The following is a 13,458-nucleotide window of genomic DNA, read 5'->3' as shown; positions in this document are numbered from 1 at the left end:
TTCGGGGCGCCTACGGCTGCGGCAGCCGCTGCTCGAACCAGACCACCTTGCCGGTGCCCAGCCGGGTCGCGCCCCAGCGGTCCGCGCACCGGGCCACTATCTGCAGGCCGCGCCCGCGTTCGTCGTCCGGCCCGGCACGGCGGGGGCGCGGCAGCAGCGGGCTGTCGTCGCCGACCTCGCACCGCAGCCGGGTGGTGCGCACCAGGCTCAGGGTGACCGGCCGGGTCGCGTGCTGGACGGCGTTGGTCACCAGCTCGCTGACCATCAGCTCGGTCGCCTCGCTGAGCTCGTCCAGCCCCCAGCGGCGCAGGGTGTGCGCGACCAGCCGGCGGGCCCGGCCCGGCGTCTCGTTGCGCGGCTGCAGGTACCAGTGCGCGACGTCCCCGGCCGGGATGCCGTCGAAGCAGGCGCCGAGCAGGGCGATGTCGTCGCCGCGGTCGCCGGGCGGCAGGATCCGCAGCGCCTCCTGGCACAGCTGCTCGGGGGACTGCCAGCGGGCGGCGGCGATCCGGGCGCGCAGCACCTCCAGGCCGTCGCTGATCGGGCGGCTGCGGGTCTCCACCAGGCCGTCGGTGAACAGCAGCAGGGCCGAGCCGGGCGGCGCGGGCAGTTCGACCGAGTTGAAGTCCACCCCGCCGACCCCGATCGGCGCCCCGGAGTCCAGCTCCACCAGCTCGGCGGTCCCGTCCGGGCGGACCAGCACCGGCGGGACGTGTCCGGCGTTGGCCAGCACCACCCGGTTGGCGATCGGGTCGTAGACCGCGTACACGCAGGTGGCCAGGTGCTGTTCGCGGCCGAGCCGCTGGGCCTGCTCGTCCAGGTGGTAGAGCACCTCGTGCGGCGGCAGGTCGAGGGCGGCCAAGGTCTGGGCGCTGGTGCGCAGTTGGCCCATGATGGCGGCCGAGGTGAGCGAGTGGCCCATCACGTCGCCGACGATCAGGGCGACCCGGTTGCCGGGCAGCGGGACGGCGTCGTACCAGTCGCCGCCGACCTGCGCGCCGCGCTCGCCGGGCAGGTAGCGCTGGGCGAGCCGGACGCCGTGCGGCTGCGGCAGGCGCAACGGCAGCATGCTGCGCTGGAGTTCGTTGGCTATCTCCCACTCGCGGGCGTACCGCAGGGCGGTGTCCACGGCCAGCCCGGCCTGGGTGGCGAGGTGCGTCGCGGTCGCCGTGTCCGCGGCGTCGAAAGCCGGGCGGCCGGTGCGTTCAGGAGGACGGCGGATCAGCACCAGCAGCCCGAGGACGGCCTTGCGGCCGCGCAGCGGCAGAGCGAGGACGGAGGTGCCCGCGGCCAGCCGGGCCACCCCACGGGTGCCGTACAGCTCGCGCAGCAGCACCTCGGTGCGCTCGGCGCCGGGCGTGCCGAGGACGGCCACTTCGGCGGGACGGCGGCTCAGCAGGGCGTGCGCGAGCGCCCCGCCGCGGGTCACCGGGGTGGCCGGGCCGCTGTCGGCGGTCGAGCGGGCGCCGTAGCGGGAGCGGCGCCGGTCGTCGAAGCCGCCCGGGCGGCCGCGGCGGCCGATCCGGGTGCCGGTGCTGTGGTGGATCCGCAACTCCTCCGGAAAACCGGGTTCGCGCTCGACGTTGGGCAGCGGGTCGCGCAGGTGGACCACGGCGGCGTCGGCCAGCGTCGGGACCAGTACCCGGCCGATGTTGCGCAGCGTCGCGGCCAGGTCGAGGGCGGTGTTGATCCGCCGGGTCGCCGAATCGAGGTACGCGAGGCGGTCCGCCACGTCGGCGCGCTCCGGCCGCGCGGACGGCGGCTTCGCCGGGGCCTGCCCCCGTACCGGGACCTGGCGGCGCTGGCCCGGGACGGCGGGCGGCTGCTCCGCCTCGGTCTTGAGCTGGTCGCGCACGGCTGCCTGTCCTGGATTCGGTGTGGTCGGTGGGTGTGCTGGGCCGGTCGGTCGATCAGCCGACGCGTCGACAGCACAGGAACAGCTGTTCCTCCGGCGGCAGCGAGGTACTGGCCGGCGCGTACGGATGCCCCGAGCACTCCTCGACGGCGAAGCCGGCCGCGACCAGAACCCGTTCCAGATCCTCCCTCAGATACCCACTGATCCGCAGCTCTCTGCCAAGGAACGGAAGCGGAACGTGATCCAGGTCCGCCTCGACCATACCGAGCGCCAGCAGTCCGCCCGGCCGCAGGAGTTCGCGCAGCCGCCGGAGCACGGTCGGGATCTCGTCCTGCGGCAGCAGGATCAGGGAGAAGAACGCGGTGACGGCGGCGAAGGTGCCGTGGCCGTCCGGGCCGAGTGCGGGCGCGCTCCAGACCCGGTCGGCGCGCTCGGTGGCCAGATCGTACAGGTCGATCCGATGGAACACCGGTGGGAATGCGCCGGGGAACGCCGCCTGCCGGGCGAGGGTGAGCATCACGTCGGAGAGGTCCACGGCGGTCACCCGCAGTCCGGCCCCGGTCAGCTGGCGGACGGTCGGCTCGCCGGTGCCGCAACCCACGTCCAGCACCCGGGCACCGGGTTCGAGCCCGGCGAGCAGCCGCCGGCCGCAGGCCAGCTGCCCGTCCTTCGCGGGGAAGGCCTCGCCGTACCCCGCGCCGATGGTGTCGAAGGCGACCGCCTGCAGGGCCCGGGCCGCGCGGCGCCGCCGTACCTCGGGCTCGTCGCCCCCCGCGTCCTCGCCGACGGGGAACGCGTCGGATATCTGTCCGGTCGTCACGTTGAGAGGCACCCTTCCACCCGTGGCCTCCGGTCGGCTCCTCGGCGGCCTCGCGGGCCGCTGCCGGTGGCGGTGTGTCACGCTCCCCGCAGCACGCAGACGGACTGCACCCCGGTGTGCTTCCGGCGGACACTCGTGTGCGTACTGGCATCTGAGAATATGCGTGATCACTGCGCCGTGGGGTCCCTTTCCGGCCAACTCGTCATACTTGGGTCGATGCGGCCGGGCTTGCGGAAGCACGACGGTGCGGGCCGGGGTGGTGCGCGGGGCCCCGCACGCCGCATGACGCGCCGGGGTGGCCGCGCTGACCTGCGGTTTCTCCGGACCGCAGGCCGACAATCGGGCGTTTATCGAACGTCAATCGGTCCGGCGCACACTGGAGTCCAGCGCCGGGGAAGCGTTGAGGGCGCTCCCGCAGCCGGGGGGCTGCGGGAGCGCCGACGCGCGGAACGGGGGAGGTTCTCCGTGGGGGAACGGAGGCCTTACGGCGCGGGGGGAGAGAAGGGCTCGGTGTGCTGTCGGGCGATGAGGTCCGCCACGGGGGAGGCCTCGGGCACACCGAGCCGCGTGAAGATCACATGTGCCTCCTGGAGGCACGCGAGCCCGCGCGCGGGTTGGGCCAGGGCCAGCAACGCCTCGCCCAGCGCGGCGTTGGCCAGGCCCTGGCAATAGGCGAAGTCCATCTCCCGGGCGATCGCCAGCGACTCGCCGGCCGTCTCGGCGGCCTCGACGGGCTGCTCGTCGGCGAACAGGGCGGAGGCCAGGCGGGCCAGGGCGTAGCCCTCCCAGAGCGCGTTCTGCTGCGACTGGTACAGCCGGTGCGCCTCGCGTAGGTGCGGGACCGCCTCGCCACCGGAGAGCACCACGCCCAGCTGGTAGAGGGTCTGGGCGAGCAGCGGTCCGTTCTGGGACGCCCGTGCGGCGGCGACACCGTCGCGGGCGGACTGGACCGCCGTCCCGGTCATGCCGAGCCGGTGCTGCACCCGGGCGATGTTGCTGATCAACCTGGCCTCGCCGATGGCCGTGCCGACCTGCCGGTTGATGGCGAGGGCCTGTTCGAGGAACGGCAGGGCCTCGGCCGGACGGTTGCCCACGCTCAGGATCACGCCCAGCATGTTGGCCGTGGCCAGGAGCAGGACGGTCGGGCCGTCCGGCGCCTGGTGGCCCAGGCTGCGGCGGAAGGACCGCTCGGCGCCCTGGAAGTCGCTGGTGACGGACTGCAGATTGCCCAGGGCGAAGTGCACCCGGGCGAGCACGGCGCTGTCGCAGCAGCGCTCCGCCTCGAAGCCGACGGTCTCCAGAATCTGTCGAACCTGGGGACCGTGGGTGGCATCCGGGCCGAGGTTGTACAAGAGGATCAGCAGGTCGATTGCCGCGTGCTGCGAGGCGCGAGGCCCGTCTGCCGCCGCAGCCGTCGCGTTGAGCAGCAGAGCGCCCTCGGTTCGCAGCCATTCCTGAGCGGAGCCGCTGGTCGGCAGGCTGATCCCCGGCGAGGAGGGCGTGGTCAACAGCTCCGGCTCCGCGTCATCCGGTTCGATGGTCCGGGCCGCGTTGCGTACGGTCGGGATCAGCAGGTCGAGCAGCCGCAGCACCGCCCGCTCCTGCTCCCCGGTGTCCCCGATCCGTTCGTTCTGCCGCTGCGCGTAGAGCCGGAGCAGGTCGTGGTAGCGGTAGCGGCCGGGGGTGAAGCACTCCAGCATGTTCGCCTCGACCAGCGCCTCGGCGAGGTCCTCGGCGGTGTACTCGTCCACGCCGAGCAACGCCGCGGCGGCCGCCAGCGGAATGTCGGGGGAGTCGATCAGGGCGAGGAGCCGAAAGGCGCGGGCCTCGTCCACGGACAGCTGTCCGTAGCCGAGGCCGATGGTGGTCTCCACGGCGAGGTTGCCGAGCTGGAGTTCGTCCAACCGGCGTCGCTGGTCGGCTAACCGACTGGCCAGGTCGGAGACGCTCCAGCGCGGGCGGCTGGCCAGCCGGGCGGCGGCGATGCGGACGGCCAGCGGCAGGAAGCCGCAGGCGGTGACCACCTTCATGGCGGCTTCCGGCTCGGCGGCGACCCGTTGCTCGCCGACGATGGCCGAGAACAGCGCCAACGCCTCGGCCGGGGTCAGCTCCTCGACGTCGAACAGCTGCGCGCCGGGGATGCCGGCCAGCCGGGACCGGCTGGTGGCGAGCACGGCGCAGCCGGAGACGCCGGGGATGAGGGGCTGGATCTGTTCGGCGTCGCGCGCGTTGTCGAGCAGGATGAGCATCCGCCGGTTGGCGAGCAGCGAGCGGTACAGGGCGGCGCGCTGTTCGAGCGAGTCCGGGTTCTCGGTGACGCCGAGCGCGTGCAGGAAGTCGCCCAGGACGACCACCGGGTCGGCCGGGGAGGCACCGGCTCCGCGCAGGTCGACGTACAGCTGACCGTCCGGGAACTCGGCGCGGACGCGGTGGGCGACGTGCACCGCCAGCGTGGTCTTCCCGACACCGCCGATACCGGCCAGCGAGGTGACCACCACGGCCTGGCCGGTGGCGCTCATCAGGACTGTCGAGAGGTCGCCCACCAGCTCCGAACGTCCGCTGAAGTCCGAGACGTCGGCCGGGAGTTGGGCCGGTGCCGGGGGTGCGGCCGGGCCGTCCTCGCGGGCGGCGATGGCAGCCGCGGCCGGGAGGGCGAGCGCCGGGTCGGCGGCGAGGATGCGATTGTGCATCGCGGACAGGCCGGTGCCGGGTTCGACTCCGAGCTCCTCGATCAGGAGCTTGCGGGTGTCGGTGTAGACGCCGAGCGCCTCGGCCTGACGTCCGCAGCGGTACAGGGCCAGCATCAGCAGCTCGCGCAGGCGTTCGCGCAGCGGGTACTCGGCCGTCAGGCTGTTGAGCTCGCCGACGATCTCGGCGTGCAGGCCGACGTCGAGGGCAGCGGCGCACAGCTCCTCGGCGGCGGTCACCTGGCGCTCGGCGAGCCGCAGCCGTTGGGCGTCGGCGTAGGGGCCGGGGATGCCGGTGAGCGGACGGCCGCTGAACAGGTCCAGTGCCTGGACCAGCAGCCGGTGCGCCTCGTGCTGGTCGCCGGCGGTCCGGGCGGCCGCGGCCTCGGCGGAGAGCCGTTCGAAGACCGCCAGGTCGAGGGACTCGCCCGGGATGCGCAGCGCGTAGCCGTCGGCGACCGAGACCAGCAGCTCGGCGGGTCGGCGCACCTCGCGCCGGGGCTCGATGACGGAGCGCAGGCGGGAGACGTAGGTGCGGAGCGCGGCCACCGCCTGGGTGGGGGGCCGCTCGCCCCAGAGCGCGTCGACCAGGCCCTGCGTGGTGACCGGGCGTCCGGAGTGCAGCAGAAGGGTGGTCAGAACGGCCTGTTGCTGGGGGGAGCCGAGGGAGAGGGGCTTGCCGTCGAGCCAGGCCTGGACCGGACCGAGGACTTGGAAGCGCAGCGCAGAGGTCTGCGGCGTCTCCCGAAACTCCATGAAGTCCCCCGATGGCCTGTGGTGTCGATTCCGTGAAAGGGCGCTCGGCGGTCCGCCGCGGTGCTTCAGCTTAGGCGGAGGCCCGACTCTGCCGGACGGCGGCGCAAGCCACACGATGTTTATCGGACATTTAATCAACCCTACGATACTGTCCGCGCGCCCGCGCCACGGAGGTCGGGCTGATCACATTTGATGACGGAAAGGTGGCCGCCCCATGGCCAACGACCAGAGCGAGACCCCGGCGGCGTCGGCGCCCGAGACCGCGGCGAAGACCGAGGCCCCGGCTGCCGCTGTGGAAGCGGGCAAGGCTGTCGAGGGCGCGGTGGCCGCGGCCTCGAACCCCACCGAGTACACCGCGCCGACCGACGAGCAGAAGTCGGACATAGAGGATGGCCTCTTCGGTGACGAGGCCGAGCACGTGGTGGAACCCGCCACCCCGGCCACCGGACAGCCCGGTAAGAAGTACGTGCCGGAGAACGTCATCGGCGGCCACCCGTAAGCAGTTCCGGGTGAATGCCCGCGCCCCCGTGCCCCCGTCCGGGCGCGGGGGCGCTGTCGGTTATGTGCACGCCAGTTCGTGTGCTGGTGCGCCGGTGGCGGATTCCCGCCCCCGGTGCACACATGGTGACCGGCGTTATCCGTAACGTGCCCGGCGGCGTGCGCGGGGCGTTCCGGAATTCCGGATTCACCGGGGGGATAGCAGGGTCCGGAATGTAGCCGTTCGCGCGGATTTCGCCGGAATTACCGAGGTCGAACTCATTCAGGCGGAATCGCGGGGTCCGGGAACGGGCGAGACGTGGTTCGGTTCGGCGGTCCATTCGCGGCCGCCGCCCTCGGGGCGCAGGTAGTGCTCGCCGCCGATGGTGTCCATGTAGATGCCGGTGCGTCCGGTCCTCCGGTCGAGGACGAGTTCACCCGCGTTCGGTCGGTAGGCCGAGGCGTTGCGCTGTCGGATGCTCACCGCTGTGCTCCTCGCTCCGGAAGGCGACTGGCCGACATCTCTAGAGAAGCTAATATCTCTAGAGATGTCAACGGTCGTATCTCCTTACTAGCGGCCGCGGGCGCGCCTACGATTTGTCCGAGGCAGAGGGAGCGGTGATGACCGGCAGCAGAGGCGACAAGCAGCCCAAGTACCAGCGGATCGCCGAAGCGCTGAAGGCGGCCATCGACACCGGCCTCTACCGCGCCGGCGACCGCCTGCCCGGCGAGAACGACCTCATGGACGAGTACGGCGTGGCCCGGATGACCGCCCGCCAGGCGCTGGGCGTGCTGCAGAGCGAGGGCATCGCCGAGGCGCGCCGCGGCGCCGGGGTGTTCGTCCGGGACTTCCGGCCGCTGCGCCGGCGCGGCATCCAGCGGCTGGCGCAGGGGCAGTGGGGGTCCGGCCGGTCGATATGGTCGGCGGACATCGACAACCGGTCCCTGGTGGTCGACCAGGTGTCCGTTGCCGAGCAGGGCGCGCCCGAACACGTGGCCCGGGTGCTCGGGGTGGACCCGGGCGCCCCTATGTGCGTACGGCACCGCCGCTTCGTCCTGGACGGCAAGCCGGTGCTGCTCTCCACCTCCTACCTGCCCGCCGTCCTGGTCGCCGGCACCCCCATCACCCGCGAGGACACCGGCCCGGGCGGCACCTACGCCCGGCTGGCCGAGATCGGCGCCAAGCCCGTGCACTTCCGCGAGGAGGTCCGCTCCCGGATGCCCAGCGGGGAGGAGGCCACCCGCCTGGAACTGTCCGCCGGCACCCCGGTGATCCTGATCTGCCGCACCGCCTTCGCCGACGAGGGCCAGGTCGTCGAACTCAACGAGATGATCCTGGACGCCGCCTCCTACGTCCTGGAATACGACTTCGACGCCTGAGCGGCGCCGGACCGGTCGGTGCCTGTCACCCGTAGTGGTAGCGAGCCTTGAGGATCTTCACTTCCTTCTCGTCGGCGCGGTACACCAGCCTGTGCGCGAGTTGTCAGTACCGGGTGCCACGCGACAGCCACACGAAAACCGCCCCGGTCGCGGTGGGTGCGACCGGGGCGGTGGGTGGAACCGGGTGTGGCTACTCCTTGGAGCGGACGCGGAGGTTGGTGATCAGCGGGCCCTCGGTGGTCTCGCGGAAGAAGTCGTTGCCCTTGTCGTCCACCACGATGAACGCGGGGAAGTCCTCGACCTCGATGCGCCAGACGGCCTCCATGCCGAGCTCGGCGTACTCCAGCACCTCGACCTTCTTGATGCAGTCCTGGGCGAGGCGGGCCGCGGGGCCGCCGATGGAGCCGAGGTAGAAGCCGCCGTGCTGGGCGCAGGCGTCGGTGACCTGCTTGCTGCGGTTGCCCTTGGCGAGCATGACCATGGAGCCGCCGGCCGCCTGGAACTGGTCGACGTAGGAGTCCATCCGGCCGGCCGTGGTCGGGCCGAAGGAGCCGGAGGCGTAGCCCTCGGGGGTCTTGGCCGGGCCCGCGTAGTAGACCGGGTGGTCCTGCAGGTACTTGGGCATGCCCTCGCCGGCGTCCAGGCGCTCCTTGATCTTGGCGTGGGCGATGTCGCGGGCGACGACCAGGGTGCCGGTGAGCGAGAGGCGGGTCTTCACCGGGTACTTGGAGAGCTCGGCGCGGATCGCGGACATCGGCTGGTCGAGGTCGACGCGCACCACGTCGTCGTCGAGGTGCTCGTCGGTGGTGTCCGGCAGGTACTTCGCCGGGTCGGTCTCCAACTGCTCCAGGAAGACGCCCTCGGCGGTGATCTTGCCCAGCGCCTGGCGGTCGGCGGAGCAGGAGACGGCCATGGCGACCGGCAGCGAGGCGCCGTGGCGGGGCAGGCGCACCACGCGCACGTCGTGGCAGAAGTACTTGCCGCCGAACTGGGCGCCGATGCCGATCTTCTGGGTCAGCTCGGTGACCTTCTGCTCCAGCTCCAGGTCGCGGAAGCCGTGGCCGGTCTTGGCGTCGCCGGAGGTCGGCAGGTTGTCGAGGTAGTGCGCCGAGGCGTACTTGGCGGTCTTCAGCGCGAACTCGGCGCTGGTGCCGCCGATCACGATGGCCAGGTGGTACGGCGGGCAGGCCGCGGTGCCGAGGGAGCGGATCTTCTGCTCCAGGAACGAGAGCATGCTCGCCTCGTTCAGGATGGCCTTGGTCTCCTGGTACAGGTACGACTTGTTGGCGGAGCCGCCGCCCTTGGCCATGAAGAGGAACTTGTACGCGTCGCCGTCGGTGGCGTACAGCTCGATCTGGGCCGGCAGGTTGTTGCCGGTGTTCTTCTCGTCCCACATGGTCACCGGGGCCATCTGGGAGTAGCGCAGGTTGAGCTTGGTGTACGCGTCGTACACGCCGCGCGCGATGGCGGACTCGTCGCTGCCCGGGGTGAGCACGTTCTGGCCGCGCTTGCCCATGACGATCGCGGTGCCGGTGTCCTGGCACATCGGGAGGATGCCGCCGGCCGAGATGTTGACGTTCTTCAGCAGGTCGAGCGCGACGAAGCGGTCGTTGGGGCTGGCCTCCGGGTCGTCCAGGATGCGGCGCAGCTGGGCGAGGTGGGCCGGGCGCAGGTAGTGCGAGATGTCGTGCATCGCCTCGGCCGTGAGCAGCCGCAGGGCCTCGGGCTCGACCTGGAGGAAGGTGCGACCGCCCGCCTCGAAGGTGGAGACACCTTCGGAGGTGAGCTTGCGGTACGGGGTCGGGTCAGCGCCCAGGGGGAGCAGGTCGCTGTACTCGAAGTCTGGCGTGGGAGCCATCGGGGCGGTCCTTAGCTATCCAGTGATCCGGCTGCGTCGGCGAAGCACCATCCAGGGTAGGACCCGGTCGGAGTCGGCATGCGGACAGGTCAGCCTTGCGTGACCGGGCTCACTCGGGCTGGAGTGCGAGCGACTAGGCTGGGCCCGTGGACAACTCGCCGTCGCACGACGATCCGGGGCAGCCGGTGCCGGCGCCCGTACCGATGACCAAGTCCGAACTCGAGCCGGAGCCCAAGCGGGGATCCGCGCCTGAAAGCAAGCCTGAACTCAAGCCTGACGCAAGGCCCGAGGCCACGCCGCAGCCGTCGCACGCGCCGGTGGCGGAGGCGGAGATGCGTGTCTCGGACGCCGACCGCGAGCGGATCGCGGAAGTGCTGCGGGACGCCTACGCCGAGGGCCGCCTGGACGCGGACGAGCACGCGGAGCGCATCGAGGCCGCGTACGGTGCCAAGACCTTCGGCGACCTGATGCCGCTGACCCGGGACCTGTCGCCCCGCCCGCTGTCCTTCGAGAAGCAGCCGCTGGGTGCGGCGGCCGCGACGCCCCAGCCGCCCGCGCGGCAGGAGTCGCCGGCGGTGGTGGCGATCTTCGGCGGTGCGTCCCGCAAGGGCCGCTGGCGGGTGGGTTCGCACCTGAAGGCCTTCGCCGCGTTCGGCGGGGTGGAGATCGACCTGAGCGACGCCGTCTTCGAGTCCCCCGAGGTGGAGATCGTGGTCATGGCGATGTTCGGCGGGGTCGACGTCCGGGTGCCGGAGAACGTCAGCCTGCAGGGTGCGGGGGTCGGTCTGTTCGGCGGTTTCGACGTCCGTGAGCAGACCGCGGCGGACCCGTACGCTCCGGTTGTCCGGGTCAAGGGCCTTGCGCTGTTCGGTGGTTGCACCGCCAAGCCGCGCCGGGGCAAGAAGCTCAAAGAGTGGGCGCGCCGCCAACTCGGCACCGACTAGCCCCTGTTGCCCAGCACTGCGCCCGGCCGTGGATCAACTCGCGGTCGGGCGCTCGACGTTGCGGCCAGTGCACTCCGTAGTCGATTGCGTGCAGTGTGCATGAATCGCGGCCGGGCGGGGTAGTTCCTTCCGCACATCGCTTCTTGCACGGCTGCGCACCGGAGGCGGCCGAGCGGCCGTTCCGGGGGGTTGGACAGCGGGGGCTCGCAGCCGGGCAGGGGAGCGAGGGTTCCCCCGTGTCCGAGAGCCTCGTCAGGAGTACGGCCGTGCTGCATCCGATCGAGTCCCGCACCACCTCGCCAGTCGCCGCCGCGCAGCTGCTGGAGCGCCGCCCCGACGTCCGCCCGCAGCCGCAGCCCCCGGGCGGCCCGGCGGGTGCCCCCGCGGGTGAGGACAATCCCTGGCACACCGGTGCGGCGTGCCGACGGGACGAGGCGGGGCTGTTCTTCGCGCCGTCCAAGGAGCCGACGGCGGCCCGGTTGTCCCGTGAGGAGCAGGCCAAGCAGGTCTGTGCCCGCTGCCCGGTGCTGCTGGAGTGCCGCGAGCACGCGCTGGCCCAGCCGGAGCCGTACGGCGTCTGGGGCGGGCTGACGGCCGCCGAGCGGCGGGTGGTGCTGGCCCGGCGCCGCCGCCGGGACGCGGAGCTGATCGAGACGGGCCGGGTGACGGCGTCCGCGGGGCGCCGGATAGCCGGGTGACGGATGGCGGGGTGACGGCGGGTCGAAGACCCCGGGACCGGGCACCGGGGGCCCGGCGGCCCGGGGCCGGACGTGCCGCGGCCCCGGCGGAAGGGGATTCCGCCGGGGCCGCTGCCTGCTGTCCGCAGGATGCGCCGTTCGCCGGGCGTCAGTTGGCGCGGTCGAAGTCGATCGCGCTGTAGGCCCGCAGCTTCGAGAGCTTGTGGGTGGAGTGGATCTCGCGGATCGTGCCGCTCTTGGAGCGCATCACCAGCGAGCTGGTGGTGGCGGTCTCCGAGCGGTAGTGCACACCGCGCAGCAGCTCGCCGTCGGTGATGCCGGTGGCGACGAAGAACACGTTCTCGCCGCTGACCAGGTCGTCGGTGGTGAGCACGCGGTCCAGGTCGTGGCCGGCGTCCAGGGCCTTCTGCCGCTCGGCGTCGTCCTTGGGCCACAGTCGGCCCTGGATCACGCCGCCCATGCACTTCATCGCGCAGGCCGCGATGATGCCCTCCGGGGTGCCGCCGATGCCCATCAGCAGGTCGACGCCGGTGCCCTCGCGGGCGGCCATGATGGCCCCGGCCACGTCGCCGTCGGAGATGAACTTGATCCGGGCGCCCGCCTCGCGGATCTCCCGGACCAGGCCGTCGTGGCGCGGGCGGTCGAGTACGACGACGGTGACGTCCTCGACGGCGCTGCCCTTGGCCTTGGCGACCCGGCGGATGTTCACCGCCGCCGGGGCGGTGATGTCGACGAACTCGGCGGCCTCCGGGCCGGCCACCAGCTTGTCCATGTAGAACACGGCGCTGGGGTCGAACATGGTGCCGCGGTCGGCCACCGCCAGCACGGCCACGGCGTTGTTCATGCCCTTGGCGGTGAGGGTGGTGCCGTCCACCGGGTCCACGGCGACGTCGCACTCGGCGCCGGTGCCGTCGCCGACCCGCTCGCCGTTGTAGAGCATCGGGGCTTCGTCCTTCTCGCCCTCGCCGATGACGACGACGCCGTTCATCGAGACGGTCGAGACGAGGGTGCGCATGGCCTTGACGGCCGCGCCGTCCGCGCCGTTCTTGTCGCCACGGCCGACCCACCGGCCGGCGGCCATGGCGGCCGCCTCGGTGACCCGGACGAGCTCGAGCGCGAGGTTCCGGTCCGGAGCCTCGGGCGCGACCTCCAGGGCACTGGGAAGGTGGTGCGGGTACTGCGCGGTCATCGTCGTTACCTCTCTGTACGCGACGGCCAGTAAGCGCCCGACTACTGCCTGGTCGAACGCCGTGGTGAGGGTCCTGCGATCGTATCTGCCCACGAGATGACTGTCTGTGGCGCGGGTCGCCCTGCCGGGGCGAAAGCTCCGGTTCGTCCTGGTTCACCCGTACGTGGGCACCCCGGGTGGCCGCACCGGAATGTGGATGAGTCACCATGTGGGGGTGGCTGCAGACAGCAAGGGCATGAGGGGCCGCCAGACCGTACGGGACATGGTCCTGTCGATGCTGGCGGTCGGTTTCGTCGTCTGGATCGGGTACCTGTTCCTCCCGCACGACGCCAACGGCGACGGGGTGCACGTGGTCGAGTACAAGGTGGCCGCGGCCACCGCCAAGCGCGCCGCGCCCTACCCGCTGCTCTCCCCGGACGGGCTGTCCGACAAGTGGCGGGCCACCTCGGTCGGCTACCGGCCTGCGGACCAGAACAACGGCAAGGGCAACGCCTGGCACCTGGGCTTCGTGACGCCCTCCGGCCAGTACGCGGCGGTCGAGCAGAGCGACGCGCCGCGCGACTCGCTGGTCGCCGACAAGGTCGCCGGCGGCAAGGCGGACGGCACCTCCGACGTGGCCGGCCGCACCTGGGACCGGGTCCAGGGCGAGAAGGCCCGCGCGCTGACGGCGCAGACCGGCTCCGGGACCACCCTGCTCACCGGCACCGCCTCCTACGAGGAACTGGCCGAGCTGGCGCAGGCGCTCAAGTAGCGCCGGCCCGCAGGAACGCCGAAGGGCCCCGCACCGGACGAAC

General features: G+C 72.2%; 11 protein-coding genes and 1 pseudogene. 5 read left to right on the top strand and 7 right to left on the bottom strand.

From position 1 onward, the window contains the following. Positions 1-10 precede the first annotated feature (10 nt). The 3 genes from ACZ52R_RS07450 to ACZ52R_RS07440 all read right to left on the bottom strand — a co-directional run bounded on the left by ACZ52R_RS07450 (position 11) and on the right by ACZ52R_RS07440 (position 6,118). Entirely contained in the window at positions 11-1,855 is a 1,845-nt protein-coding gene (locus ACZ52R_RS07450) for an ATP-binding SpoIIE family protein phosphatase (protein WP_360506528.1), read from the bottom strand. A gap of 55 nt (positions 1,856-1,910) precedes the next feature. Beyond that, entirely contained in the window at positions 1,911-2,582 is a 672-nt protein-coding gene (locus tag ACZ52R_RS07445) for a class I SAM-dependent methyltransferase (RefSeq protein WP_465753231.1), read from the bottom strand. A 575-nt stretch (positions 2,583-3,157) separates the two neighbouring features. Next, positions 3,158-6,118, bottom strand: a complete 2,961-nt coding sequence (locus ACZ52R_RS07440) for an AfsR/SARP family transcriptional regulator (protein ID WP_465753073.1) — start codon at positions 6,116-6,118, stop codon at positions 3,158-3,160. 214 nt (positions 6,119-6,332) lie between these two features. On the opposite strand from ACZ52R_RS07440, the gene ACZ52R_RS07435 reads away from it, so the two are divergent. Then, positions 6,333-6,617: a hypothetical protein gene (locus ACZ52R_RS07435; RefSeq protein ID WP_465753070.1), complete on the top strand. Its 285-nt coding sequence runs from the start codon at positions 6,333-6,335 to the stop codon at positions 6,615-6,617. 261 nt (positions 6,618-6,878) lie between these two features. Here ACZ52R_RS07435 and ACZ52R_RS07430 read toward each other — a convergent pair whose 3' ends face one another. Further along, positions 6,879-7,079: a hypothetical protein gene (locus tag ACZ52R_RS07430; RefSeq protein ID WP_360506536.1), complete on the bottom strand. Its 201-nt coding sequence runs from the start codon at positions 7,077-7,079 to the stop codon at positions 6,879-6,881. A 137-nt stretch (positions 7,080-7,216) separates the two neighbouring features. Here ACZ52R_RS07430 and ACZ52R_RS07425 point away from each other — a divergent pair, with 137 nt between their 5' ends. Continuing rightward, positions 7,217-7,975: a GntR family transcriptional regulator gene (locus ACZ52R_RS07425; protein WP_360506538.1), complete on the top strand. Its 759-nt coding sequence runs from the start codon at positions 7,217-7,219 to the stop codon at positions 7,973-7,975. A gap of 25 nt (positions 7,976-8,000) precedes the next feature. Here the strand turns inward: ACZ52R_RS07425 and ACZ52R_RS07420 are convergent. Both ACZ52R_RS07420 and ACZ52R_RS07415 read right to left on the bottom strand, forming a co-directional pair. After that, positions 8,001-8,066: pseudogene (locus tag ACZ52R_RS07420) on the bottom strand (Txe/YoeB family addiction module toxin); the annotation flags it as partial. Between the two features lie 99 nt (positions 8,067-8,165). Continuing rightward, a complete protein-coding gene (locus ACZ52R_RS07415) occupies positions 8,166-9,833 on the bottom strand; it encodes a fumarate hydratase (protein WP_360506547.1) in 1,668 nt (555 codons plus the stop codon). A gap of 332 nt (positions 9,834-10,165) precedes the next feature. On the opposite strand from ACZ52R_RS07415, the gene ACZ52R_RS07410 reads away from it, so the two are divergent. Next, positions 10,166-10,777: a DUF1707 SHOCT-like domain-containing protein gene (locus tag ACZ52R_RS07410; RefSeq protein WP_360506550.1), complete on the top strand. Its 612-nt coding sequence runs from the start codon at positions 10,166-10,168 to the stop codon at positions 10,775-10,777. A 320-nt stretch (positions 10,778-11,097) separates the two neighbouring features. After that, complete coding sequence (locus tag ACZ52R_RS07405; RefSeq protein ID WP_360506580.1) at positions 11,098-11,475, top strand: WhiB family transcriptional regulator; 378 nt, start codon at positions 11,098-11,100, stop codon at positions 11,473-11,475. A gap of 148 nt (positions 11,476-11,623) precedes the next feature. On the opposite strand, the gene glpX is transcribed toward ACZ52R_RS07405, so the two are convergent. Then, positions 11,624-12,664: a class II fructose-bisphosphatase gene (gene glpX / locus ACZ52R_RS07400; protein WP_360506553.1), complete on the bottom strand. Its 1,041-nt coding sequence runs from the start codon at positions 12,662-12,664 to the stop codon at positions 11,624-11,626. A 214-nt stretch (positions 12,665-12,878) separates the two neighbouring features. Between glpX and ACZ52R_RS07395 the strand changes: the two genes are divergently transcribed. After that, positions 12,879-13,415, top strand: a complete 537-nt coding sequence (locus tag ACZ52R_RS07395; protein ID WP_465753068.1) for a DUF4245 domain-containing protein — start codon at positions 12,879-12,881, stop codon at positions 13,413-13,415. Positions 13,416-13,458: the final 43 nt, after the last annotated feature.

It is taken from the genome of Kitasatospora sp. NPDC034023 (assembly GCF_055575795.1).
The sequence above is the reverse complement of the archived record's forward strand: the minus strand, read 5'-3'. Positions and strand labels throughout refer to the sequence as shown.